Consider the following 24,153-nt stretch of genomic DNA (forward strand, 5'->3'; position numbering starts at 1 on the left):
TGATGGCGCTTTGCTTATCAGGCCTACTGTTTAATCGACGATATTCCAACCCCGCGCCTTCCACAATGCCGGCAACTGTGCCAGATCGGTAAAGGTCGTCACTTTAGGATGATCGATCGGTTTGTTGTGCGAATCGGCGCAGAAGTAGAACACCTCCATCCCGGCATCAATCCCTGACTGCGCACCCGCTGCAGAATCATCCACCAGAATGCAGTTTTGCGGATTGACGTTCATGGCTTTTGCCGCATGGAACATCAGCGCCGGATCGGGCTTCCAGCGTTGGATATCATAGCCGCTGAACAGTAAATCCGGGAAATGATGCAGCATGCCTAGCTTGCCCAACGAGTGCTGCATTTTGCTGACCGGACCGTTCGACACCACGCACATCGGCACTGCCATGCTATCCAGCAGCGCGTTGGCACCCGCAATCACCTCCAGTTCCGTATCGAACAGGCGTGCGACCTCGGCGCGGTAAATCGATTCTAGTTCGGCTTTTGCCAGTTCGACACCGTGCTCGTCGTTGATAATGTCGATGATCTCGTAGAGCTTTACCCCCTTGAAGCGTTTAAACGTCTCTTTAAGATCGAGCGTAATGCCAAACGCCTGGAACATGCTGACATACGCGCGAGAACAAATGACTTCACTGTCGACGAGGGTTCCGTCACAGTCAAAAAATACAGCTTCTATCTGGGACATGTCATTTCCGTTTTAACAAGTTTAACGTTTACGTACAGCATTATTGGGCGACGCAATCGTTGCCGTATAAGCAAAATCAATGGAAAAAAATCGCTCATAACCCACCCTATTGTCGCATTTTGGTATAGGATAGCGACGAATTTTCCCTCCTTGTTCGGAAATTGATAATGAGTCAACAACACACAACCCAGGCTTCTGGCCGGGGCATACTGGAACGCGTGTTTAAACTGCGCGAACATGGCACGACGGCACGGACCGAAGTGATCGCTGGTTTCACTACTTTCCTGACGATGGTCTACATCGTTTTCGTCAACCCGCAAATTCTGGGCGTAGCCGGAATGGACACCAGTGCCGTCTTCGTGACCACCTGTCTGATTGCGGCGTTGGGCAGTATCCTGATGGGCGTATTCGCTAACCTGCCGGTGGCGCTGGCGCCAGCGATGGGGCTGAACGCCTTCTTCGCGTTCGTCGTGGTACAGGCAATGGGCCTGCCGTGGCAGGTAGGTATGGGCGCTATCTTCTGGGGTGCGGTGGGTCTGCTGCTGCTGACTATCTTCCGCGTGCGTTACTGGATGATTGCCAACATTCCGGTCAGTCTGCGCGTGGGGATCACCAGCGGTATCGGTCTGTTTATCGGCATGATGGGGCTGAAAAATGCCGGCGTTATCGTGGCGAACAAGGATACGCTGGTTTCCATCGGTAACCTGACTTCTCACAGCGTGCTGCTGGGGGTCTTGGGCTTCTTCATTATCGCTATTCTGGCGTCCCGCAACATTCATGCGGCGGTGCTGGTTTCGATTATCGTCACCACCCTGCTGGGCTGGATGCTGGGCGATGTGCACTATAACGGTATCGTTTCTGCACCACCGAGCATCACCACCGTTGTGGGCCATGTTGACCTTGCCGGGTCGTTCAACCTGGGGCTGGCGGGGGTGATCTTCTCCTTCATGCTGGTTAACCTGTTCGACTCCTCCGGTACGCTTATTGGTGTGACGGACAAAGCGGGTCTGGCCGATGAAAAAGGCAAGTTTCCGCGCATGAAGCAGGCGCTGTTTGTGGATAGCGTCTCCTCGGTTGCCGGGTCCTTTATCGGTACTTCTTCGGTGACTGCGTATATCGAGTCGTCTTCCGGGGTTTCAGTTGGCGGGCGTACTGGTCTGACGGCTGTCGTGGTGGGGATCCTGTTCCTGCTGGTGATTTTCCTGTCGCCGCTGGCGGGAATGGTGCCGCCCTATGCGGCAGCAGGTGCGCTGATTTATGTCGGTGTGCTGATGACCTCCAGCCTGTCACGCGTGAAGTGGGATGACCTGACCGAAGCGGTCCCGGCGTTTATTACCGCCGTGATGATGCCGTTTAGCTTCTCGATTACCGAGGGTATCGCGCTGGGCTTTATTTCCTACTGTGTAATGAAAATCGGTACCGGACGCTTCCGCGACCTCAGCCCATGCGTGATCGTTGTGGCGCTGCTGTTTGTGCTGAAGATTGTGTTTATCGACGCACACTAAAATATCGGTATTCTCTACAGCCCGCCCGGCATTACTGCTGGCGGGCTTTTTCTTTTATGCTTTTACGCGCTGAATATAATCCCCGAAGGCGGCTAACTGGCCCGTCAGGTGATCCAGCGTGCTTTGATCAATCACTTCGCCGGTTTGTGTATCCACTTTATTCTGAATGACACCGCCCATAAACTCCGGTTTATTCATGACCATGGCGTCAAGGAACACCAGAATCTGGCGCAGATGGTACTGACAGCGGGCACCGCCAATCGCGCCCATTGAGCTGGTCTGGATCAGCACCGGTTTGCCTGCCAGAGGCTGATCGGGCAGACGGGACAGCCAGTCGATGGCGTTCTTCAGTCCACCTGGTACCGAATAGTTATATTCTGGTGTGACAATCACCACGCCATCCGCTTTTCTGATCTGCTCCGCCAGCGCTTCTACGCTTGCCGGAAAACCTTCTTCCTGCTGGAGATCGGCATCGTACAGTGGAATATCGCCAATCGACGGTAATGCGTTGACGTCCATCCCTGCCGGGGCAATTTTTGGCAGCGTACGGGCAACCATTCCATTAAATGAGCCTTTGCGCAGGCTCCCCAGTAACGTAACAACATTCAATGTTTCGGACATGGTTACTCCTGTTTCATCATGAAGGTTAAATCAGTTAAGCGTGTAGCTCTTCGCTGCGGATAATTGAGAGAAGCGGATCAGGCGGCCCGTTGGCGCATTGGCGCGAGTCTGGATATCGGGCAAACTTTTCCAATCCTGCTTACCATCAAACTCCCAAACCTTGAGTTTTTCAATGGCTGGCGTCACCGCGACCGACCACACCAGCACATCTTCCGCATCGCAAATGGCTTCGATCTGCGCCGTATGGGCGCATTTCAGGCGTCCGGCGCCGGGTAACAACTGGAGTTCGCGCGGATCGTCATTGCTCATATCACCGGTAAGTTTGAGTACGCTCTGGCGCAGGGTAATGAGCTGTGCGCGTGCTTCATTCGGATCGCTTTGGTTGTTGATCCACAGGTTTTCGTTGCTGGAAAAGCGCCTGGTGTCCGTCGAATGTGGATAGTTAAACCCACGGATTGCTCGCTGAAGTTCCATATCCAGGCCGCAGCTGCCTTCTGTCGTCAGCGCAACGCCGACGATATTTCCGGCGTAGGAAATGGAAAATCCGGGCAGATTTTTATCGCGAAAGACCGGTTTGCCTTTGGCATGTTGCACGATTTCGGGCAGCGAGCTGGTGCCGTAAAGCATAAACATCAGTTCAGCGAGGAGGCTTCTGGAGGCCAGAAAGCGTGTTCGGCGGTGAGTTGGGAGGCTGTTTGCTTCGATATGACATGGAGAAGGGAGGCGAACTGAAATCAGGTGTCCCTCCGTAAGAATCCCTCTGGCAAAATGTGTCGCCATTTTTCGCTCCGTGATTAATGGTCCGTGATTATTACCAGAGTAACATTTACACGGCGTCCAGGCAGGCTTTGCTGCCTAAAAATCAGGCGAAAACGGGATACATTACGCGACATTTACATTTCTGACACTATCATGGTTAATTTAGCAACAATTTGGGCGTGCAGCGTCAGGACATATCACGATAGAGCGTCTTGATCGTGTCTTTCAGCCAGACGATCTTTGGATTGTGGCTGTTACGTTTATGCCAGAGCAGGGTGAACGGTACGCGCATTTTTTCCAGCTGTGCGGTATCAAAGGGCAGCGGGCGTGCCACCAGTGGAAGCTGGTGGAGTTGATTATAACGCTGACAGTAGACTGGGGCAGTGGCTATCAACGCGTGATCCGGTTGGGCGGCCATAAACAGAGACTGCTCAAACCCCGGTAGGCTCAGGGCGATAGTGCGTTTGCGTCCCATCTCCTGCAGCACATCGTCCAGCGCCCAGGTATCGCTTTGTTCCCAACTGATGCTGATATGCGGATAGCGCAGGAAGGTCTCCAGGTTCCACTCTTCTCGTAACGCCGGATGATCTTCGCGCAGCCAGACGCAGGGGAGATCGGAAAACAGCACCTCATGGTCGATAGATAACGGCAGCAGGCTCAGCAACTCGCGTGAGCGCGGGTGGCTTTCGCGCCCGGTAAACCCGATATCCACCTCACCGCGAATAATGGCGTCCAGCGAATCGTAATCCCAGTTGCGCACTTTGATGGAGGCCTGTGGATAACGCTGATAGATCTGCTGGGAGAGCGCGTTGAACATGATCATCACCAGCGGCGTCTCGGCCACCAGATCAAACTTCAACCCGCGTGGTGCTTCGTGATGCGGCTTATCGAGCAGTTGATTGCCCATCTGCATCCACTCCGCCAGACTCTGTTCCATACTGACCATCAACGGCGTCGGCGTCAGCCCCAGCGGGGTGTTTACAAACAGCGGATCGTCAAACCAGGATCTGAGCTTTGCCAATGATTTACTGACCGCCGACGGCGTGACGTTCATCCGTTTGGCGGTTTTGGTAACGCTGCGCTCCTGCATCAGGAGCTGCAGGCAAAGCAGTAAATTAAGATCGAGACTGCTGAGGGATTTCTTCATGAGTGGGCGCGGACCGGTTAGGAGCAACAGTGATAATCAGCATGATGCTCACTATGCTACAGCCAATCAGAATCCCGATCAGCATATTCAGCGCGTCGAGTCCGAGGATAGCCGCCAGCCAAATCCACAGCGATGAGCCGCAAACCTGGGCGATGCCTAACGTTGAACTGGCGACGCCCGCCCGCAGTGAGAATGGTCCCAGCGCCTGGCTCATGGCTACGCCGAAACCGACCGAGAATCCGGCACAGATTAACGTCAGGCCAAACAGTGTAACTGCATGCGAGCTGGCAAGGGTTAACACCACGCCTGCGCTCAAGAACAGCACCTGTGAGGCCAGCATCAGGGTACGGGGCTTAAACAGGCTCAGGGCGAACGGCGTGGAGAAAGAGACCGCCATACTGACCCCTGCGGTCATCGCCATGGTCGTGGCGTATTCACCGCGGTCAAAACCCATTACCTCCATCAGTAGCACCGGCGAGGTGTTGACGAAGGTAAGGATCACCGACACGCTGAGCGTGGTAATCGCCAGTCGGCTGAGGAAAAAGCGGTTTACCAGCGATTCGGTGCGCTGCTCAACACCCGCAGACCTTGAGAGCGTCGCTGGGCGCGATTCTCGCAGGATAAACACCGACAGCAGGCAAACTGCCACGCCCATACCAATCATCGTGTAGAACAGGCTCTGCCACGGGTATTTGAGCATAATCAGATGCCCCATTACCGGGGCCAGAACTGGCACGATACAGGTGATACCGTTCAACAGAGACAGCACCTTCGCCCGGCGGCGATCGTCGAGCGTATCGCGCAAAATCGCAAAGGCCACTACATAACAGCAGCCTGCGCCAATTCCCTGAATAAAACGGCCCACCAGGAACGGCGTACCGCTCTCGGCGAATGAACACAGGGCGGAAGCAAAAATAAAGATCAGGGCGCCGACAATCGCGACCGGTTTACGACCCGACTGGTCGGCAATCTTACCGGCGAACAGCATCGCCGCGGCCATTCCGGCCAGATACACCGAAAATGCGATATGCAGCTGTGCTTCGCTGGCGTTAAGGTCGGCGGCAATACGCGGTAACCCCACCAGATACATATCAATACCGGCAGGATAAAGCAGAACCAGAGCAAAACTGCAGATTAAAAAGCGTGTCATAGCGACCTCATGAGGAATGTGGCGCTAAGAATACGGGGACAGCGTCAGTAGCACGAGTTGCCATTCGGACAACAGTGATTTCCTGTGAGGAAATCACTTGTTGCCGGATGGCGACTTTGCCTTATCGGGCCTACGGGTCCTGTAGGCCCGGCAAGCATCGCGCCACCGGGCAACACAACGTTACTTACCGATACAGAAGCTGGAGAAAATCCGTCCCAGCAGATCGTCGGAGGTAAACTCCCCAGTGATCTCACTGAGATTCTGCTGCGCGAGGCGTAGCTCTTCTGCCAGCAATTCTCCGGCCCACGCACCCAACAACTGAGCTTTACCCTGCTGGAGATGCTCTGCCGCTTCTGCCAGTGCCTGCAGGTGACGACGGCGCGCCAGGAAACCGCCTTCCATATTGGTTTCGAAACCCATGCTCTGCTTGAGGTGGTTGCGTAGCACGTCCACGCCTTCACCTGTACGCGCGGAGAGGTGAACCAGTGAGTGGCCATTTACTTCGCTAAGGCCCAGCGTTTCTCCAGTGATATCCGCTTTGTTGCGTACTACGGTGATGGGTAACTTCGTCGGCAAACGTGCGATAAAATCAGGCCAGATATCGGCCGGGTCGACGGCATCGGTGGTGGTGCCATCCACCATAAACAGCACGCGGTCGGCCTGTTCGATTTCCTGCCAGGCGCGTTCGATACCAATGCGTTCGACTTCGTCACTGGCGTCACGCAGACCGGCGGTGTCGATGATATGCAGCGGCATACCGTCGATATGAATATGTTCGCGCAGCACGTCGCGGGTGGTGCCGGCAATGTCGGTGACAATCGCCGCCTCACGGCCCGCTAAGGCGTTCAGTAGGCTTGATTTCCCGGCGTTAGGACGTCCGGCGATCACCACCTTCATCCCTTCACGCAGCAGGCTACCCTGACGCGCTTCGGCCCGTACGGCATCGAGATCGGCGATGACGTTATTAAGCAGGCCTTCAATTTTACCGTCAGAGAGGAAGTCTATTTCCTCATCTGGAAAATCAATCGCCGCTTCCACGTAGATGCGCAGGTGAGTGAGTGCTTCCACAAGGTGATTTACGCGGGCGGAGAACGCACCCTGCAAGGAGTTCAGCGCGGAACGTGCGGCTTGTTCTGAACTGGCATCGATCAGGTCGGCAATGGCTTCTGCCTGGGCTAAATCGAGTTTATCGTTCAGGAACGCGCGCTCCGAGAACTCACCGGGTCTGGCAATACGCAGGCCGGGAATAGTCAGAATACGTTTTAACAGCAGGTCGAGAATGACCGGGCCGCCGTGGCCCTGCAATTCTAAAACGTCTTCACCGGTAAAGGAGTTTGGACCGGGGAACCACAGGGCAATCCCCTGATCCAGCGTGCTACCATCGGCATCTTTAAACGGCAGGTAGTCGGCATAACGTGGTTTTGGCAGTTTGCCCAGTACGGATTCTGCAACCTCGCGGGCTTTCAGGCCGGAGATGCGCAGAATACCCACACCACCACGTCCCGGTGGGGTGGCCTGAGCGACGATGGTGTCGTTATGGCTCATGATATGTCTCTTAAATACCAATAATAAAAAAGGCGGTCAATCGACCGCCCTTTAATTTATGTTCCGTTTGCCGGATGGCGGCTTCGCCTTATCCGGCCTACAACCGAATCAGGAATTCTTTTTCTCGCGGCTATGCAGGCCACGCTTCTCCAGACCACGGTAAATCAGCTGCTGCTGAATAATAGTTACCAGGTTGCTGACGATATAGTACAGCACCAGACCTGACGGGAACCACAGGAAGAACACGGTGAAGATGACCGGCATAAAGGTCATGATCTTCTGCTGCATCGGGTCGGTCACGGTGGTCGGCGACATCTTCTGAATGAAGAACATCGTTACGCCCATCAGGATCGGCAGGATGTAGTACGGGTCCTGTGCAGACAGGTCATGGATCCACAGTGCGAACGGCGCATGGCGCAGTTCAATGGAGCCCATCAGCATGTAGTACAGTGCCAGGAAGATTGGCATCTGGATGATCAGCGGGAAGCAGCCGCCCAGAGGGTTAACCTTCTCAGCTTTGTACAGGGCCATCATTTCCTGGCTCTGACGCTGTTTGTCATCGCCCAGACGCTCACGCATTGCCTGAATCTTCGGCTGCAGCATACGCATCTTCGCCATGGAGGTGTACTGCGCTTTAGTCAGCGGGTACATGATGCCACGAACGATAAAGGTGATAACGATGATAGAGAAGCCCCAGTTACCCAGGAAGCTATGGATCCACTTCAGCAGTTTGAACAGCGGCTGAGAGATGAACCACAACCAACCGTAGTCGACGGTCAGATCCAGGTGCGGTGCAACGGCCGCCATTTTATCCTGAATTTCCGGGCCAACCCACAGGGTGCTGGTCATCGCGCTTGTCTGGCCCGGTTGAACCAGTACCGGCTGAGATTTATAGCCGATAGCGGCAATGCCGTTACCCAGATTTGCGGTATAGAAGTTATTGGTGCCGTCGTTACGCGGAACCCATGCCGTGGCGAAATACTGCTGCAGCATTGCGACCCAGCCGTCTTTAGCGTTGACGTTCAGGTTTTCGTTTTCAGCAATGGTGTCGAACTTGTATTTCTCATACTTCTCATCAGGCGTGGAGTAAGCCGCGCCACGGAAGGTATGCAGCGCAAAGTTGCTGCTACCAGTGTCGAGATGAGAGGGCAGATTGATGGATTGCTTCAGCTGACCAAAGGTGGAGATTTCCAGCGGCTTCTCGCTGGCGTTCTGCACGCTGTAGTTAACGCTTACCGCATACTCACCGCGCTTGAGAACAAACGTTTTGGTAAACGTGTTGCCAGCGGCGTCTGTATAGGTCATCGGGATCTGCAGTTCATTTTGACCGTCAGCCAGTACAAAAGCGTCTTTGTCGACGTTGTACAGCGGACGCGGGCCGTTAGCCGGGTTATCCGGGCCGTCACGACCTGTCAGGCCACTCTGTGCCTGATAGATGAACTGTGGCGTGGTATCCAGTAACTGGAACGGTTCGGTAGAACCGAGTTCTTTCGGGTAAGCTGGCAGTGAAGCCTGTTCCACATCACCACCACGGGTGTTGATGGTCAGATCAAGCACGTCAGTCTTAACCGTAATCAGTTTCCCCTGGCCACTGGCCGGTACGCCCTGGTCGGCGGCGCTACCCGCTGCGGTGGTCGTTGTCTGCGTGGTCTGTTGAGCCTGAGGTTGCGGATTTTTATCCTGCTCCCAGGCTTGCCAGATCATGAAAGACACGAACAGCAAAGCGATGACTAAAAGATTGCGTTGCGAATCCATCGTTAGTGTTCTCTGGTATCAAATGGTCCGGGTGGGACGGGATCGTCACCACCAGGGTGTAAAGGGTGGCATTTTAATACGCGTTTCACCGTCAACCAACTGCCTTTTATCACTCCAAACCTGCGCAATGCCTCAATTCCGTAGCTCGAACAGGTTGGAGTGAAGCGGCAATGCGGCCCAAGCAGCGGACTGATCAGGCGTTGATAGACCCGAATGAGGGCTATCAGGACCCGCGAGCCAGGCGACAATGGCGACGCCATAATTTTTCCAACGCTTCCGAGAGAGCACGGTTATCGAGGTCGGCAACCCCTTTTTTAGCCACCACTACGAAATCCATTGCTGGAAGTTCGTGCTGACGTAAACGGAAGCTTTCACGCGTCAGGCGTTTAATCCTGTTGCGTTCATGCGCACGTTTAACATTTTTCTTGGCGACCGTTAGACCGATGCGGGGATGCCCCAGCGAATTTTGGCGGCCGAGAATGGTGATTTGCGGCGTGCCAGCCCGTTGTGGCTGCTGGAAGACGAATGTGAAATGAGTGGGAGTTAACAAACGTAACTCCCTGGGAAATGCGAGCTTAACCACTCAGGGGCTAGCTTTTATTACTTAGAAACGGTCAGACGAGAACGGCCTTTAGCACGACGACGTGCCAAAACCTGACGACCATTTTTATTAGCCATACGAGCACGGAAGCCGTGAGAACGGTTGCGCTTCAGTACAGACGGTTGAAAAGTGCGTTTCATGGCGATTTCTACCTAAACTTGAATAAATTCACTGACTTTTGCGTATACCCGAACGAACTTCGAACGACTTACGCCACAGTGTGGGTGATTAAAGAGGCCGGATTGTAATAATTGTACACTCCGGAGTCAATTCTCTTTCCTTAATTCCCGCTTTTTTCCGCATGGTTTCGCGTAAAAAACAGGCAGCGTTGACGCCGTGAGGCGACCTTTACTCGCTGGGGGTAAGAATTATACGGGCTGGTGGATAAAGCGCAAGGATCGCACGGGATCTTTATTAGATCGTTTTCGCAGTAAAGCATCTTTACTCATTAATTTTTTCAATATGCGCGCGAAAACCTGCAGCACTTCTCCAGGATCGTTTACACTTAGCCGATTCTGGATCATCCTGTGGATAAATCGGGAAGAATCTGTGAGAAACAGAAGATCTCTCGCTCAGTTTAGGCTATGATCCGCGGTCCTGATCGTTTCAATGGATCCTGATCAGGCATATAACCGCAGACAGCGGTTCGCACGTCACCCTCATGCAGGGTCTTTTCGACGTGCGCCAACAATCATGAATGTTTCAGCCTTTGTCATTTATCGACTTTTGTTCGAGTGGAGTCCGCCGTGTCACTTTCGCTTTGGCAGCAGTGTCTTGCCCGATTGCAGGATGAGTTACCAGCCACAGAATTCAGTATGTGGATACGCCCGTTGCAGGCGGAACTGAGCGATAACACGCTGGCTTTGTATGCGCCAAACCGTTTTGTGCTCGATTGGGTAAGGGACAAATACCTTAATAATATTAATGGATTGCTGAATAACTTCTGCGGAGCAGATGCCCCACAGCTACGCTTTGAAGTCGGTACCAAACCCGTCACGCAAACGCTGAAGACGCCGGTTAATCACGTTGTCGCACCTGCGTATGTAGCGCAACAAGTTCAGCCGCAACGAGCTGCACCTGCAGCACGTTCGGGTTGGGATAACGTCCCGGCCCCGGCAGAACCAACCTATCGCTCTAACGTCAACGTCAAACACACGTTTGATAACTTCGTTGAAGGTAAATCTAACCAACTGGCGCGCGCGGCGGCTCGTCAGGTGGCGGACAATCCTGGCGGCGCCTACAATCCTCTATTCCTTTATGGCGGCACCGGTCTGGGTAAAACCCACCTGTTGCATGCTGTGGGTAACGGGATTATGGCGCGCAAGCCGAATGCAAAAGTGGTGTATATGCACTCCGAGCGTTTTGTACAGGACATGGTTAAAGCCCTACAAAACAATGCGATCGAAGAGTTTAAACGCTACTACCGTTCGGTTGATGCGTTGCTGATTGACGATATTCAATTCTTTGCTAATAAAGAACGATCCCAGGAAGAGTTTTTCCACACCTTCAATGCCCTGCTGGAAGGTAATCAGCAGATCATCCTGACATCGGATCGCTATCCGAAGGAGATCAATGGCGTTGAAGATCGTCTGAAATCCCGCTTTGGCTGGGGACTGACCGTCGCGATCGAACCACCTGAACTGGAAACGCGCGTTGCGATCCTGATGAAAAAAGCTGACGAAAACGATATTCGTCTGCCAGGCGAGGTGGCGTTCTTTATTGCCAAGCGTTTACGCTCTAACGTGCGTGAACTGGAAGGCGCACTGAACCGCGTGATTGCTAACGCCAACTTTACTGGCCGGGCGATTACTATCGATTTTGTGCGTGAGGCGCTGCGCGACCTGCTGGCATTACAGGAAAAACTGGTCACCATCGACAATATTCAAAAGACGGTGGCAGAGTATTACAAAATCAAAATTGCGGATCTGCTTTCTAAGCGTCGATCTCGCTCGGTAGCGCGTCCGCGTCAGATGGCGATGGCGCTGGCAAAAGAGCTTACCAACCACAGTTTGCCGGAAATTGGCGACGCCTTTGGTGGGCGTGACCATACTACCGTGCTTCATGCCTGTCGCAAGATTGAACAGTTGCGTGAAGAAAGCCATGATATTAAAGAAGATTTCTCCAATTTAATCAGAACATTATCTTCGTGACGCTATGAAATTTACCGTTGAACGTGAACATTTATTAAAACCGCTTCAGCAGGTCAGCGGCCCGCTGGGTGGTCGTCCTACGCTGCCGATCCTCGGAAACCTGTTACTACAGGTTGCGGATGGAACGCTTTCTCTGACCGGTACCGATCTCGAGATGGAGATGGTGGCACGCGTTGCGCTGATCCAGCCGCATGAACCCGGTGCGACCACCGTCCCGGCGCGTAAATTCTTCGACATTTGTCGTGGTTTGCCGGAAGGTGCGGAAATTGCTGTCCAGTTGGAAGGTGACCGCATGCTGGTGCGTTCTGGCCGCAGCCGTTTCTCGCTGTCCACGCTGCCTGCCGCCGACTTCCCGAATCTGGATGACTGGCAGAGTGAAGTTGAATTCACGCTGCCGCAGGCGACGATGAAGCGTCTGATTGAAGCCACGCAGTTTTCGATGGCTCATCAGGATGTGCGCTATTACTTAAACGGCATGCTGTTTGAAACCGAAGGTGAAGAACTGCGTACCGTGGCGACCGACGGTCACCGCCTGGCGGTGTGCTCTATGCCGGTGGGTCAATCGCTGCCCAGTCATTCGGTGATCGTGCCGCGTAAAGGCGTGATTGAACTGATGCGTATGCTCGACGGCGGCGACAACCCGCTGCGCGTGCAGATTGGCAGCAACAACATCCGTGCGCATGTTGGCGATTTCATCTTTACCTCCAAGCTGGTAGATGGACGTTTCCCGGATTACCGTCGCGTACTGCCGAAGAATCCAGACAAACATCTGGAGGCGGGCTGCGATATCCTTAAGCAGGCGTTTGCCCGTGCGGCCATACTCTCCAATGAGAAATTCCGCGGTGTGCGTCTGTACGTCAGCGAAAACCAGCTCAAAATTACGGCCAACAACCCAGAGCAGGAAGAAGCGGAAGAGATCCTCGATGTCACCTATCCTGGGACTGAAATGGAAATCGGCTTCAATGTTAGCTACGTGCTGGACGTACTGAACGCGCTGAAGTGCGAAAACGTCCGTATTATGCTGACCGATTCCGTATCGAGCGTACAGATTGAAGATGCAGCGTCACAATCCGCAGCCTACGTTGTTATGCCAATGAGACTGTAGTGGAAAATATCGGGCTATCTTACTTGCCATTTTCAACCTGGGCTGTGCTCGCCCCTGTCACGTACTGCGTGTACGCTCCAGGGTCTGCGCGCAGTCCGCGTTGAAACTGGCTGCGCCGATAACGCCCTGGCCCAAAGAACGCTGATATGTCACTGACGCGCTTGCTCATCAAAGACTTCCGCAATATTGAAAATGCGGATCTCACTTTATCTCCCGGCTTTAACTTCCTGGTCGGCGCTAACGGCAGCGGTAAAACCAGTGTGCTGGAAGCTATTTATACGCTCGGTCACGGTCGGGCGTTTCGCAGTGTGCAGATTGGCCGCGTCATTCGCCACGAGCAGGAGTCGTTTGTACTCCACGGGCGTTTGCAGGGCGCTGAGCGTGAAACCTCGATTGGCCTGACCAAAGACAAGCTGGGTGACAGCAAAGTGCGCATTGACGGCACTGACGGTCATAAGGTTGCCGAACTGGCGCACCTGATGCCGATGCAGCTGATAACGCCTGAGGGGTTTACTTTACTCAATGGCGGCCCCAAATACAGAAGAGCATTCCTTGACTGGGGATGCTTTCACAATGAAGCCGGATTCTTTACCGCCTGGAGCAACCTTAAGCGATTGCTAAAGCAGCGCAATGCGGCGCTGCGCCAGGTGAGTCGTTATGAGCAACTGCGCCCGTGGGATCGAGAGTTGATCCCGCTGGCGGAACAAATCAGCACCTGGCGCGCGGAGTACAGCGCCGGTATCGCGCAGGATATGGCGGATACCTGCCAGCTGTTTCTTCCCGAGTTTTCACTCTCTTTCTCTTTCCAGCGTGGCTGGGAGAAAGAGACCGATTACGCTGAGGTGCTGGAACGCAGTTTTGAACGCGATCGCATGTTGACCTACACCGCGTACGGCCCGCACAAAGCGGATTTCCGCATACGTGCCGACGGCGCACCGGTGGAAGATACGTTGTCGCGTGGGCAGTTAAAACTGCTGATGTGCGCCTTACGTCTGGCGCAAGGGGAGTTCCTGACTCGTGAAAGCGGACGGCGCTGCCTGTACCTGATAGATGATTTTGCCTCTGAACTGGATGATGCGCGTCGCGGACTGCTAGCCAGCCGCTTAAAAGCCACGCAATCTCAAGTCTTTGTCAGCGCAATTAGCGCTGAACACGTTATGGACATGTCGGACAAAAATTCGAAGATGTTCACCGTGGAAAAGGGTAAAATAACGGATTAACCCAAGATAAAATGAGCGAGAAACGTTGATGTCGAATTCTTATGACTCCTCCAGTATCAAAGTCCTGAAAGGACTGGATGCGGTGCGTAAGCGCCCGGGTATGTATATCGGCGACACGGATGACGGCACCGGTCTACACCACATGGTATTCGAGGTGGTAGATAACGCTATCGACGAAGCGCTCGCGGGTCACTGTAAAGATATCGTGGTGACAATCCACGCTGACAACTCCGTGTCCGTTACCGATGATGGTCGTGGTATCCCAACCGGTATCCACCCGGAAGAGGGCGTTTCGGCGGCCGAAGTGATCATGACCGTCCTGCACGCAGGCGGTAAATTCGATGATAACTCCTATAAAGTCTCCGGCGGTCTGCACGGCGTAGGTGTTTCCGTGGTTAACGCCCTGTCGCAGAAACTGGAGCTGGTGATTCGCCGCGAAGGTAAAGTGCATCAGCAAACTTACGTGCACGGCGTACCGCAGGCACCACTGGCCGTGACTGGCGAGACTGAAGCGACCGGTACCCAGGTGCGTTTCTGGCCAAGCCATGAAACCTTTACCAATGTCGTTGAGTTTGAATATGAGATTCTGGCGAAACGCCTGCGCGAGCTGTCATTCCTGAACTCCGGCGTATCCATCCGCCTGCGCGATAAGCGCGACGGCAAAGAAGATCATTTCCACTACGAAGGTGGCATCAAGGCGTTTGTTGAATACCTCAACAAAAACAAAACGCCGATCCACCCGAATATCTTCTACTTCTCCACCGAAAAAGACGGTATTGGCGTCGAAGTTGCGCTGCAGTGGAACGATGGTTTCCAGGAAAACATCTACTGCTTCACCAACAACATTCCACAGCGTGATGGCGGTACTCACCTTGCAGGCTTCCGTGCGGCGATGACCCGTACCCTGAACGCCTACATGGACAAAGAAGGCTACAGCAAAAAAGCGAAAGTCAGCGCCACCGGTGACGATGCCCGTGAAGGCCTGATTGCTGTCGTTTCCGTGAAAGTACCGGATCCGAAATTCTCCTCCCAGACCAAAGACAAGCTGGTCTCCTCCGAGGTGAAAACCGCAGTAGAACAGCAGATGAACGAACTGCTGAGCGAATACCTGCTGGAAAACCCGTCTGACGCGAAAATCGTCGTCGGTAAAATTATTGATGCGGCACGTGCCCGTGAAGCAGCACGTCGTGCACGTGAAATGACCCGTCGTAAGGGTGCGCTGGACTTAGCTGGCCTGCCGGGCAAACTGGCGGACTGTCAGGAACGCGACCCGGCCCACTCTGAACTGTACCTGGTGGAAGGGGACTCAGCGGGCGGCTCTGCGAAGCAGGGACGTAACCGTAAGAACCAGGCGATTCTGCCGCTGAAGGGTAAAATCCTTAACGTTGAGAAGGCGCGCTTCGACAAGATGCTCTCTTCTCAGGAAGTGGCAACGCTGATTACCGCGCTCGGCTGCGGTATCGGTCGCGACGAATACAACCCGGATAAACTGCGTTATCACAGCATCATCATCATGACCGATGCGGACGTCGACGGCTCGCACATTCGTACGTTGCTGTTGACCTTCTTCTATCGTCAGATGCCGGAAATCGTTGAACGCGGTCACGTCTACATTGCACAGCCACCGCTGTACAAAGTGAAGAAAGGCAAGCAGGAACAGTACATCAAAGACGATGAAGCGATGGATCAGTACCAGATCTCTATTGCTCTTGATGGCGCCACGCTGCACACCAATGCCCACGCTCCGGCGCTGGCGGGTGAAGCGCTGGAAAAACTGGTATCTGAATACAATGCCACGCAGAAAATGATTGGTCGTATGGAGCGCCGCTTCCCGCGCTCGTTGCTGAAAGAACTGGTTTATCAACCGACGCTGGCCGAAGCCGATTTGGCTGATGAAGAGAAAGTCACGGCCTGGGTTTCCCAGCTGGTGAACGTGCTGAATGAAAACGAAATGCACGGTAGCACCTGGAATAGCTTTGTACGTAAAGACGCCGAGCTGAACCTGTTTGAACCGGTTATCCGCGTGCGTACCCACGGGGTCGATACCGACTATCCTCTGGAGCATGAGTTTGTGACCGGAGGTGAATACCGTCGTCTCTGCACGCTGGGTGAGAAACTGCGTGGCCTGATCGAAGACGATGCGTTTATTGAACGTGGTGAGCGTCGTCAGCCGGTTACCAGCTTCGAGCAGGCGCTGGACTGGCTGGTGAAAGAGTCCCGCCGTGGTCTGTCTATTCAGCGTTATAAAGGTCTGGGCGAAATGAACCCGGATCAGCTGTGGGAAACCACCATGGATCCGGAAAGCCGTCGTATGCTGCGTGTGACGGTGAAAGACGCGATTGCTGCCGACCAGTTGTTCACTACGCTGATGGGCGACGCCGTTGAACCGCGTCGTGCGTTTATCGAAGAGAACGCCCTGAAAGCGGCAAATATCGATATCTAATGTGTAACTCAGGCCTGCTCCTGTAGGCCTGATAAGCGCAACGCCATCAGGCAGTTCGTCAGTTTTTGCCGGATGGCGGCTTAGGCCTTATCCGGCCTACCATCGATTGTCAAAAGGGGGATCCCGGTTCCCCTTCCTATCCCCCTTTTCGTAGCTGTTTTTTGAGCGGAATCGCGTTAGCATGAGGACGGACTCATTTAATCCGGGGAACTCATGGCTATCAAACTTATTGCTATCGACATGGATGGCACACTTCTGCTGCCCGATCACACCATTTCACCTGCGGTCAAAAATGCAATTGCTGCGGCGCGCGCGCGCGGGATAAACGTGGTGCTGACCACTGGCCGTCCGTATGCCGGCGTCCACAGCTACTTGAAAGAACTTCATATGGAACAACCTGGCGACTACTGCATTACCTACAACGGGGCGCTGGTGCAGAAAGCAGGGGATGGCAGCACCGTTGCCCAAACGGCGTTGAGCTATGACGATTATCGTTACCTGGAACAACTCTCCCGGGAAGTCGGTTCACACTTCCACGCCCTCGATCGCAACACGCTGTATACCGCTAACCGAGATATCAGCTACTACACGGTGCATGAATCGTTTATCGCGACCATTCCGCTGGTGTTCTGTGAAGCCGAGAAGATGGACCCGGCGACTCAGTTCCTGAAAGTGATGATGATTGATGAACCAGAAATCCTCGATAAAGCCATCTCACGCATTCCGGCAGAGGTGAAAGAGAAATATACAGTGCTGAAAAGTGCGCCGTACTTCCTCGAAATCCTGGATAAACGCGTCAATAAAGGCACCGGTGTGAAATCGCTGGCCGATGCGCTGGGCATTAAAGCCGAAGAGGTTATGGCGATTGGCGATCAGGAAAACGACATCGCGATGATCGAATATGCCGGTATGGGCGTAGCCATGGATAACGCAATTCCCTCGGTAAAAGAAATCGCCAACTTCGTCACCAAATCTAATCTTGAAGACGGCGTTGCGTATGCCATTGAGAAATTTGCGCTGAATTAAGTCCGCTATGGGCAAATGCCTTGCCGCATTTGCCCAACGTCTTTTTCATCCGTTGTCGTTTTTGATTCAGGGTATTCGGCCTGCGGAATATGCGCCACGCCGCTGCGCATTATCCATTTACGGGAAAATGCGGACGTTAGCGCCCGGCTCTTGAGGATTTTTCCATACAGCTTGATACGCAGCTTGCGGGTTGCTTTGCGATAGGCTTTATTTTTGTCTACCACGTCCTGCAACAGTACGGATTTAAGGATTTCCGCGCTGTCCAGCGCATAGCTAATACCTTCCAGTGAACTGGCGCTAATAAATCCGGCGGCTTCGCCAATCAGAAAGGCGTTCTCCTCGCCGCAGACGAAATCCTTCCAGCGTGACGGGAACAGGACTGTACATTTTTCGCTTTTCACCGGTTTGCCAAACTGGAAATGGAACGCTTCCATCCTGGTTTTCAGCATGTCAAAACGTGCCTGACCGTCCTTCATTGGGTAAGCCCCCCCGAAGATAAAAAAGCCGTCTTTGCTGATACTCCAGGAATAACAGTCCGTAGCATCGTTATCAAAAATACACGAGTAGAACGGGACAGGGTGTTGTTCCGTAAACCACTGTTGGATAGCAACATATTTACGGATCTGGTGTTGTGGATAGAGATGACGGCGCACCAGCGAATTCGCCCCGTCGGCACCGATCAGATAGCGAGCCGTAATCTGCTGTTCCCAGCCGTCTGCACGGAATATCACATGCCATTTATCGCCCTCGCGCCAGACTTTACGACACAGGCTGTCATGGTAAACCTGCACATCGTCAGGGATGAGTGATTTCATCCATAAATCAAAAGCATGGCGATCGATATTGATATAACTACGCTGGTAGTTTCGGGTCAGAGAGGCGGCCACATCGACCGTTTTAACGCTGAATATCTGCGGATTGGCAATAACATCAACGGGGAGCGTGATCCCGTCGCGGATAAATGAACGTTGGGCGTCAGGAGCCAGTAGGCCTCCGCAGGGTTTGGTGAACCCTTCAGTCCCGCACTGGCGCTTTTTATCCAGAGCAATCACGCGCATTTTTCCGCTCAACTGCCGCGCCAGCGCCGCACCTGCCGGGCCTAAACCGATAATCGCCACGTCAAAATGTTCCATCTTTCTGCCCATAGTAAGTGAGATGAGCATACGCTAAAGCCTGAAAGTGAAGTCCTTGTGAAGTATGATTGCTGAAATTGTCTCGTATCAGGGCATCCCATGAAGCAAGTCACCTTTACGCCGCGTCATCACCAACTGACCAATATCAATACCTGGACCCCGGACAGCCAGTGGCTGGTTTTTGATGTGCGACCCTCCGGCGCATCGTTTACCGGCGAGACCATTGAACGCGTCAATATTCACACTGGCGAGGTGGAAGTGATTTATCGTGCGACGCAGCAGGCACACGTTGGCGTGGTGACCGTTCATCCGAAGTCTGAAAAATACGTGTTCATTCACGGGCCTGAAAATCCTGATGAAATATGGCATTACGACTTTCATCACCGTCGCGGAGTCATTGCCGGGCAGGGTGATGTGACGAATCTGGACGCGATGGATATTACTGTCCCGTTTACCCCTGGCGCACTGCGCGGCGGCAGCCATGTACATGTTTTTAGCCCGAACGGCGAGTTTGTCAGCTTCACCTATAACGACCATGTGTTGCGTGAGCGTTCCCCGGCGCTGGATTTACGTAACGTTGGCGTGGCTTCGCCGTACGGTCCGGTGACGGTTTCCGTTCAGCATCCGCGCGAGTACAGCGGAAGTCACTGGTGCGTACTGGTAAGCCAGACTACGCCTGCGCCACAGCCGGGTAGCGATCAGATTAACCGTGCCTATGAAGAGGGCTGGGTGGGGAACCACGCGCTGGCGTTTATCGGTGATACGTTGTCAGTCAATGGTGAGAAAGTACCTGAACTGTTTATTGTCGATTTACCGCAGGATGAAAGTGGCTGGAAGCAACCGGGCGATGCACCGCTTGAAGGCAGCGAATCAACAATGCCAGCCCCGCCGGCTGGCGTGGTTCAGCGCCGCCTGACGTTTACTCACGACCGCGCTTTCCCTGGACTGGTGAATCAGCCGCGTCACTGGGTGCGCAGTCATCCCTTGGCATCAGAGATTGCGTTTTTGATGCGTGATGATCATGGCGTGGTGCAGCTCTGGTTGATTTCACCTCAGGGCGGTGCACCGCGCCAGTTAACTCACTGTTCGAGTGATATTCAGTCCGCCTTTAACTGGCATCCGTCGGGGCAATGGTTGGGATTCGTGCTGGAAAATAGAATTGCCTGCTGTGATGCACAGACGGGAGAGATTGATTTTTTAACGAAAAGTCACGAAGCCCCTCCGTCTGCTGATGCGATCGTTTTCTCGCCTGATGGGCAGCAAGTTGCGTGGATGGAGGACGTCGAGGGTTTCCGCCAGCTATGGGTGACAGAAACCGGGCGTTAACTTAAGGGGCTGGCATTGTTGCCGGGGGGATCACGTCGTTAATGGCTTGCGTGCTCTCCTCGCTTCTTTCAACGCGCGATCTTACCGAGCTATCGGTACGGAAGAAATCCCACGGGAGCAGTAGCGTATCCAGCACGGCGGTAAATGGCATATCAAGAATCGCCAGTGACTTGGTTCCCCAGTTTGTATCGCTCTCGCTAATCATCGTGGCGCTGGCACGCGTGCCAGGATACGTTCCCTCTTTGCCACCGGTGTGCGACATGACGCTGGAGCACCCGCTCACAACAACCATTCCGCTGCACATCATCAGTGTTAACAACATTTTTCTAATCATCATTTTTTCATCTGTTAAACATCGGTGTTTGCATGGTGAGTTATAGCGATCCGTTGCGAAAAATAACATCACCATTCTGTCGCACTGTGGTGGCTATCGCACTCTAACGATAACAACTGTTCCCCCAGTGTATGCAATAGACAACAAACTGCAAAAAAAGTCGGATGAATACGCTTGAAAAGTTTGTATCAAGACCCATTTTTAGGATGTAGGCAAATGAAGGGCACGCCTGATGGGTGTTCTGGCTACCTGACCTGTCCATGATGGAAGGTCTAACATTCTCGCTGATTTCAGGAGCTATTGATTATGCGTAACTTTGACTTATCCCCGTTATACCGTTCTGCAATTGGTTTTGATCGTCTGTTTAACCTGCTGGAAAGCAATCAGAGCCAGAGTAATGGCGGCTACCCTCCGTATAACGTCGAGCTGGTAGACGAAAACCATTACCGTATTGCGATTGCCGTTGCGGGCTTTGCTGAAAGCGAGCTGGAAATTACCGCCCAGGACAATTTGCTGGTGGTGAAAGGCGCTCATGCAGACGAGCAAAAAGAACGTACTTACCTGTATCAGGGTATTGCCGAGCGCAACTTTGAACGCAAGTTCCAGTTGGCGGAGAACATTCATGTTCGTGGCGCAAACCTGGTGAATGGTCTGCTGTATATCGAGCTTGAGCGCGTGATTCCGGAAGCGAACAAACCGCGCCGTATCGAAATCAACTAATTCAGTGGGCCGCGTCAGGCGGCCCTGCTAAGCAATCAGCTTGCCGTCAGGGAGCTGAAAGGTATTTACTCGCTTCTTAGAAGGAGAAATGAATATGCGTAACTACGATTTATCCCCGCTGCTGCGTCAATGGATCGGTTTTGACAAACTGGCCAATGCACTGCAAAACACCGGTGAAAGCCAGAGCTTCCCACCCTATAACATCGAAAAGAGCGACGATAACCACTATCGCATTACGCTTGCGTTAGCCGGTTTCCGTCAGGAAGATCTGGATATTCAGCTGGAAGGTACGCGTCTGACCGTGAAAGGTACGCCTGAGCAGCCGGAAAAAGAGACCAAGTGGCTGCATCAGGGGCTGGTGACACAATCCTTCAGCCTGAGCTTTACCCTGGCTGAAAATATGGAAGTCTCCGGCGCGAGCTTCACCAATGGTTTGCTGCACATCGATTTAATTCGCAACGAACCTGAAACGGTCCCACCGCAGCGGATCACCATCAGCGAACGTCCCGCATTAAATAGCTAATGAGCTCCTTGCCTTTGCCCCGCCAGAAATGACGGGGCTTTTTTGTGCTTTACCACCCATACATTGCGACTGTACTCTGCCAGAATCCATCTACTTAATGATGTTATTCACAGGGAACAGAAGAATGAGTGATATAGCATTGACGGTCAGCGTTCTGGCATTGGTGGCGGTTGTCGGGTTATGGATCGGCAACATTAAAGTCCGGGGTGTGGGTTTTGGCATCGGAGGCGTGCTGTTTGGCGGTATTATCGTCGGACATTTTGTCGATCAGGCAGGGATGACCCTGAGCGGCGATATGCTGCATTTTATTCAGGAGTTCGGCCTGATACTCTTCGTGTACACCATCGGTATCCAGGTGGGGCCGGGTTTCTTTGCTTCGCTGCGCGTTTCGGGCCTGCGCCTGAATTTGTTCGCCGTGCTGATTGTCATTATGGGGGGGCTGGTTACCGCTCTCCTGCATAAAATTTTTGCTATACCTCTTCCCGTGGTGCTGGGCATATTCTCCGGTGCCGTCACTAATACTCCGGCGCTGGGTGCTGGACAGCAAATCCTGCGCGATCTGGGTACGCCCATGGATGTCGTGGACCAGATGGGGATGAGCTACGCCATGGCTTATCCTTTTGGTATTTGCGGTATCTTGCTCACGATGTGGTTAATGCGCCTTATCTTCCGCGTTAACGTCGAGGCAGAAGCACAGCAGCACGAATCAACGCGGACCAACGGTCAGGCGCTGATTCAGACCATGAACATCCGCGTTGAAAACCCGAACCTGAATAATATGGCGATTCAGGACGTCCCCATTCTGAACAGCGATAAAATTATCTGCTCGCGTCTGAAGCGGGATGAGACACTGATGGTGCCGTCGCCGGGAACCATTATCCAGATGGGCGACCTGCTCCACCTGGTCGGGCAGCCCGATGACCTGCACAACGCGCTGGTAGTGATCGGTCAGGAAGTTGATACCTCGCTGTCGACGCGAGGCACGGATTTGCGCGTCGAGCGTGTGGTGGTGACCAACGAACAGGTGCTGGGTAAACGGATCCGCGATCTGCATTTCAAAGAACGCTATGACGTTGTTATCTCGCGCCTGAACCGCGCAGGCGTTGAGCTGGTCGCTAGCAGCGACGCCAGCCTGCAGTTTGGTGATATCCTCAATTTGGTGGGGCGGCCCTCGTCCATCGATGCCGTCGCTAATGTTGTCGGCAACGCGCAGCAAAAACTGCAGCAGGTACAGATGCTGCCAGTGTTTATCGGTATCGGACTTGGGGTTTTACTGGGTTCTATTCCGCTGTTTATTCCTGGCTTCCCGGTGGCGTTAAAGTTGGGCCTGGCCGGTGGGCCGCTGATTATGGCGCTGATACTTGGGCGTATTGGCAGCATCGGCAAGCTGTACTGGTTTATGCCGCCGAGCGCTAACCTGGCGTTGCGCGAACTGGGGATTGTGCTCTTTCTCGCGGTGGTTGGCCTGAAATCGGGTGGTGATTTTGTCGATACATTAACCCAGGGCGATGGCTTAAGCTGGGTGGGTTACGGTATTTTCATTACCGCCGTTCCGCTGATCACCGTTGGTTTGCTGGCGCGGCTGCTCACCAAAATGAACTACCTCACGCTGTGCGGAATGCTGGCCGGTTCGATGACTGACCCACCGGCATTGGCTTTTGCCAACAACCTGCACGCTACCAGCGGTGCGGCGGCGCTTTCCTATGCCACTGTCTACCCACTGGTGATGTTCCTGCGCATTATCACCCCCCAACTGCTGGCGGTGATCTTCTGGGGGATGGGTTAACACTGACTTATCCGGCCTGCCTGGTCTGTAGGCCGGATAAGACGCAATTCTCCATTACCCTCCAGCGATACTCTGATTGCATCATTTCTAGCCAAATAATGTGACTGTATTTTGATAAAACGATTAAATCGGCGAACCGCCGCTGAGAAATGAAAATATCATTATAATCAGAATGATGGTGAATATCAGCGCGACGCCAAAGAGCAAGGCATGAAAGACTAGTGTTCCTCCGCCGAAGATAATGGCGCCATAGATACCCCAACGATTTTCTCTGCGCATGCCACCGATAAAAGCACAAACCAGAGCAATGACGGCAAGAGCGATACTACTGTTATTCAGCACCTTATCAATATTGATGGTTTCTTCTTTGTCAGTAACAAGCGGCTTCTCACCCTTCAGCCCAGCAATAATACCTTTTTTGACGGCTGAAACCTTCTCTGCCACCACGTTCTCAAGTCGAGCCTGTGGGGCGTAAAATGGACCGAAAGAGAAATGAAAAATACCAAAAATCAAGGCAATGGCGCCGAAAAGCATTCCTAATGAGCTACATTTGTTTTGCGATATGATGTCCATTTGACCTCCCGGTGCTGGATAGCGTGAAGAATATC

23 protein-coding genes and 1 other annotated feature are annotated in these 24,153 nt (G+C 53.4%); of the genes, 10 read left to right on the top strand and 13 right to left on the bottom strand.

Annotation, left to right across the window (positions count from 1 at the left end):
- Window positions 1-30: 30 nt before the first annotated feature.
- Window positions 31-696 carry a 6-phosphogluconate phosphatase gene (gene yieH, locus FDW95_RS00030; RefSeq protein ID WP_115259879.1) on the bottom strand — a complete coding sequence of 222 codons (666 nt, stop codon included), beginning with the start codon at window positions 694-696 and terminating at the stop codon, window positions 31-33.
- 167 nt (window positions 697-863) lie between these two features.
- On the opposite strand from yieH, the gene adeP reads away from it, so the two are divergent.
- Window positions 864-2,201 (top strand): adenine permease AdeP, encoded by a 1,338-nt coding sequence (gene adeP, locus FDW95_RS00035; RefSeq protein WP_138140552.1) that lies wholly within the window; start codon window positions 864-866, stop codon window positions 2,199-2,201.
- Window positions 2,202-2,255: 54 nt separating this feature from the next.
- Here the strand turns inward: adeP and FDW95_RS00040 are convergent, their stop codons facing one another.
- The 9 genes from FDW95_RS00040 to rpmH all read right to left on the bottom strand — a co-directional run bounded on the left by FDW95_RS00040 (window position 2,256) and on the right by rpmH (window position 9,919).
- Window positions 2,256-2,822 (bottom strand): NADPH-dependent FMN reductase, encoded by a 567-nt coding sequence (locus tag FDW95_RS00040; protein ID WP_096758989.1) that lies wholly within the window; start codon window positions 2,820-2,822, stop codon window positions 2,256-2,258.
- A gap of 30 nt (window positions 2,823-2,852) precedes the next feature.
- On the bottom strand, window positions 2,853-3,602 hold the full coding sequence (locus FDW95_RS00045) for a 4'-phosphopantetheinyl transferase superfamily protein (protein ID WP_115259880.1): 750 nt from the start codon (window positions 3,600-3,602) through the stop codon (window positions 2,853-2,855).
- Between the two features lie 166 nt (window positions 3,603-3,768).
- Entirely contained in the window at window positions 3,769-4,728 is a 960-nt protein-coding gene (gene yidZ / locus FDW95_RS00050) for an HTH-type transcriptional regulator YidZ (protein ID WP_096758991.1), read from the bottom strand.
- A complete protein-coding gene (locus FDW95_RS00055; protein ID WP_115259881.1) occupies window positions 4,697-5,878 on the bottom strand; it encodes an MFS transporter in 1,182 nt (393 codons plus the stop codon). The genes yidZ and FDW95_RS00055 overlap by 32 nt, the downstream gene beginning before the upstream one ends.
- Window positions 5,879-6,058: 180 nt before the next feature.
- Entirely contained in the window at window positions 6,059-7,423 is a 1,365-nt protein-coding gene (mnmE, locus tag FDW95_RS00060; RefSeq protein ID WP_115259882.1) for a tRNA uridine-5-carboxymethylaminomethyl(34) synthesis GTPase MnmE, read from the bottom strand.
- A 108-nt stretch (window positions 7,424-7,531) separates the two neighbouring features.
- The gene (gene yidC, locus FDW95_RS00065) at window positions 7,532-9,178 is read right to left on the bottom strand and encodes a membrane protein insertase YidC (protein ID WP_115259883.1); all 1,647 of its coding nucleotides are present in this window, start codon (window positions 9,176-9,178) and stop codon (window positions 7,532-7,534) included.
- Between the two features lie 2 nt (window positions 9,179-9,180).
- Entirely contained in the window at window positions 9,181-9,438 is a 258-nt protein-coding gene (yidD, locus tag FDW95_RS00070) for a membrane protein insertion efficiency factor YidD (protein WP_003023846.1), read from the bottom strand.
- Window positions 9,402-9,761, bottom strand: a complete 360-nt coding sequence (gene rnpA, locus FDW95_RS00075) for a ribonuclease P protein component (RefSeq protein ID WP_096758995.1) — start codon at window positions 9,759-9,761, stop codon at window positions 9,402-9,404. Before rnpA ends, yidD begins: the two co-directional genes overlap by 37 nt.
- Window positions 9,762-9,778: 17 nt before the next feature.
- Window positions 9,779-9,919: a 50S ribosomal protein L34 gene (rpmH, locus tag FDW95_RS00080; RefSeq protein ID WP_003023858.1), complete on the bottom strand. Its 141-nt coding sequence runs from the start codon at window positions 9,917-9,919 to the stop codon at window positions 9,779-9,781.
- Window positions 9,920-10,525: 606 nt separating this feature from the next.
- On the opposite strand from rpmH, the gene dnaA reads away from it, so the two are divergent.
- From dnaA to yidA, 5 genes are all read left to right on the top strand, one after another.
- Complete coding sequence (gene dnaA, locus FDW95_RS00085; protein WP_096758996.1) at window positions 10,526-11,929, top strand: chromosomal replication initiator protein DnaA; 1,404 nt, start codon at window positions 10,526-10,528, stop codon at window positions 11,927-11,929.
- 4 nt (window positions 11,930-11,933) lie between these two features.
- Window positions 11,934-13,034: a DNA polymerase III subunit beta gene (dnaN, locus tag FDW95_RS00090; protein WP_096758997.1), complete on the top strand. Its 1,101-nt coding sequence runs from the start codon at window positions 11,934-11,936 to the stop codon at window positions 13,032-13,034.
- Between the two features lie 146 nt (window positions 13,035-13,180).
- Window positions 13,181-14,254 (top strand): DNA replication/repair protein RecF, encoded by a 1,074-nt coding sequence (gene recF, locus FDW95_RS00095; protein ID WP_115257111.1) that lies wholly within the window; start codon window positions 13,181-13,183, stop codon window positions 14,252-14,254.
- A 28-nt stretch (window positions 14,255-14,282) separates the two neighbouring features.
- Window positions 14,283-16,697 carry a DNA topoisomerase (ATP-hydrolyzing) subunit B gene (gene gyrB / locus FDW95_RS00100; protein ID WP_115257112.1) on the top strand — a complete coding sequence of 805 codons (2,415 nt, stop codon included), beginning with the start codon at window positions 14,283-14,285 and terminating at the stop codon, window positions 16,695-16,697.
- A gap of 213 nt (window positions 16,698-16,910) precedes the next feature.
- Window positions 16,911-17,723 (top strand): sugar-phosphatase, encoded by an 813-nt coding sequence (gene yidA / locus FDW95_RS00105; RefSeq protein WP_115257113.1) that lies wholly within the window; start codon window positions 16,911-16,913, stop codon window positions 17,721-17,723.
- A gap of 5 nt (window positions 17,724-17,728) precedes the next feature.
- Here yidA and cbrA read toward each other — a convergent pair whose 3' ends face one another.
- Window positions 17,729-18,856, bottom strand: a complete 1,128-nt coding sequence (cbrA, locus tag FDW95_RS00110) for a colicin M resistance lipid reductase CbrA (RefSeq protein WP_115257114.1) — start codon at window positions 18,854-18,856, stop codon at window positions 17,729-17,731.
- 99 nt (window positions 18,857-18,955) lie between these two features.
- Here cbrA and FDW95_RS00115 point away from each other — a divergent pair, with 99 nt between their 5' ends.
- On the top strand, window positions 18,956-20,182 hold the full coding sequence (locus FDW95_RS00115) for a DUF3748 domain-containing protein (protein ID WP_115257115.1): 1,227 nt from the start codon (window positions 18,956-18,958) through the stop codon (window positions 20,180-20,182).
- A gap of 1 nt (window position 20,183) precedes the next feature.
- On the opposite strand, the gene FDW95_RS00120 is transcribed toward FDW95_RS00115, so the two are convergent.
- Window positions 20,184-20,516: a YceK/YidQ family lipoprotein gene (locus FDW95_RS00120; RefSeq protein ID WP_096759493.1), complete on the bottom strand. Its 333-nt coding sequence runs from the start codon at window positions 20,514-20,516 to the stop codon at window positions 20,184-20,186.
- 240 nt (window positions 20,517-20,756) lie between these two features.
- Window positions 20,757-20,829 (top strand) — a sequence feature (ROSE (Repression Of Heat Shock gene Expression) occurs in the 5'-region of heat shock genes and acts as an RNA thermometer to modulate expression.).
- Here FDW95_RS00120 and ibpA point away from each other — a divergent pair.
- The 3 genes from ibpA (at window position 20,823) to FDW95_RS00135 (ending at window position 23,545) form a co-directional block, all read left to right on the top strand.
- Window positions 20,823-21,236 (top strand): small heat shock chaperone IbpA, encoded by a 414-nt coding sequence (gene ibpA / locus FDW95_RS00125; RefSeq protein ID WP_045448945.1) that lies wholly within the window; start codon window positions 20,823-20,825, stop codon window positions 21,234-21,236. (Overlaps the previous feature by 7 nt.)
- A gap of 94 nt (window positions 21,237-21,330) precedes the next feature.
- Window positions 21,331-21,759, top strand: coding sequence for a small heat shock chaperone IbpB (ibpB, locus tag FDW95_RS00130; protein ID WP_096759003.1), 429 nt, complete (start codon window positions 21,331-21,333; stop codon window positions 21,757-21,759).
- 124 nt (window positions 21,760-21,883) lie between these two features.
- Entirely contained in the window at window positions 21,884-23,545 is a 1,662-nt protein-coding gene (locus FDW95_RS00135) for a putative transporter (RefSeq protein ID WP_135911180.1), read from the top strand.
- A gap of 123 nt (window positions 23,546-23,668) precedes the next feature.
- On the opposite strand, the gene FDW95_RS00140 is transcribed toward FDW95_RS00135, so the two are convergent.
- A complete protein-coding gene (locus FDW95_RS00140) occupies window positions 23,669-24,118 on the bottom strand; it encodes a hypothetical protein (RefSeq protein WP_115257117.1) in 450 nt (149 codons plus the stop codon).
- Window positions 24,119-24,153 lie beyond the last annotated feature (35 nt).

Origin of the sequence: Citrobacter sp. wls718 (genome assembly GCF_005280945.1) — a bacterium.
Lineage (GTDB): Bacteria > Pseudomonadota > Gammaproteobacteria > Enterobacterales > Enterobacteriaceae > Citrobacter > Citrobacter gillenii.

Excerpts from the sequence above, each read along its gene's own strand:
- adeP (WP_138140552.1), top strand. The coding sequence starts at position 864 with ATGAGTCAACAACACACAACCCAGGCTTCTGGCCGGGGCATACTGGAA.
- yidA (WP_115257113.1), top strand. The coding sequence starts at position 16,911 with ATGGCTATCAAACTTATTGCTATCGACATGGATGGCACACTTCTGCTG.
- yieH (WP_115259879.1), bottom strand. The coding sequence starts at position 696 with ATGTCCCAGATAGAAGCTGTATTTTTTGACTGTGACGGAACCCTCGTC.
- mnmE (WP_115259882.1), bottom strand. The coding sequence starts at position 7,423 with ATGAGCCATAACGACACCATCGTCGCTCAGGCCACCCCACCGGGACGT.
- recF (WP_115257111.1), top strand. The coding sequence starts at position 13,181 with ATGTCACTGACGCGCTTGCTCATCAAAGACTTCCGCAATATTGAAAAT.
- gyrB (WP_115257112.1), top strand. The coding sequence starts at position 14,283 with ATGTCGAATTCTTATGACTCCTCCAGTATCAAAGTCCTGAAAGGACTG.
- FDW95_RS00045 (WP_115259880.1), bottom strand. The coding sequence starts at position 3,602 with ATGGCGACACATTTTGCCAGAGGGATTCTTACGGAGGGACACCTGATT.
- FDW95_RS00120 (WP_096759493.1), bottom strand. The coding sequence starts at position 20,516 with ATGATTAGAAAAATGTTGTTAACACTGATGATGTGCAGCGGAATGGTT.
- rpmH (WP_003023858.1), bottom strand. The coding sequence starts at position 9,919 with ATGAAACGCACTTTTCAACCGTCTGTACTGAAGCGCAACCGTTCTCAC.
- yidC (WP_115259883.1), bottom strand. The coding sequence starts at position 9,178 with ATGGATTCGCAACGCAATCTTTTAGTCATCGCTTTGCTGTTCGTGTCT.
- yidD (WP_003023846.1), bottom strand. The coding sequence starts at position 9,438 with ATGGCGTCGCCATTGTCGCCTGGCTCGCGGGTCCTGATAGCCCTCATT.
- cbrA (WP_115257114.1), bottom strand. The coding sequence starts at position 18,856 with ATGGAACATTTTGACGTGGCGATTATCGGTTTAGGCCCGGCAGGTGCG.
- ibpA (WP_045448945.1), top strand. The coding sequence starts at position 20,823 with ATGCGTAACTTTGACTTATCCCCGTTATACCGTTCTGCAATTGGTTTT.
- FDW95_RS00140 (WP_115257117.1), bottom strand. The coding sequence starts at position 24,118 with ATGGACATCATATCGCAAAACAAATGTAGCTCATTAGGAATGCTTTTC.
- FDW95_RS00040 (WP_096758989.1), bottom strand. The coding sequence starts at position 2,822 with ATGTCCGAAACATTGAATGTTGTTACGTTACTGGGGAGCCTGCGCAAA.
- FDW95_RS00135 (WP_135911180.1), top strand. The coding sequence starts at position 21,884 with ATGAGTGATATAGCATTGACGGTCAGCGTTCTGGCATTGGTGGCGGTT.
- FDW95_RS00115 (WP_115257115.1), top strand. The coding sequence starts at position 18,956 with ATGAAGCAAGTCACCTTTACGCCGCGTCATCACCAACTGACCAATATC.
- ibpB (WP_096759003.1), top strand. The coding sequence starts at position 21,331 with ATGCGTAACTACGATTTATCCCCGCTGCTGCGTCAATGGATCGGTTTT.
- yidZ (WP_096758991.1), bottom strand. The coding sequence starts at position 4,728 with ATGAAGAAATCCCTCAGCAGTCTCGATCTTAATTTACTGCTTTGCCTG.
- dnaN (WP_096758997.1), top strand. The coding sequence starts at position 11,934 with ATGAAATTTACCGTTGAACGTGAACATTTATTAAAACCGCTTCAGCAG.
- FDW95_RS00055 (WP_115259881.1), bottom strand. The coding sequence starts at position 5,878 with ATGACACGCTTTTTAATCTGCAGTTTTGCTCTGGTTCTGCTTTATCCT.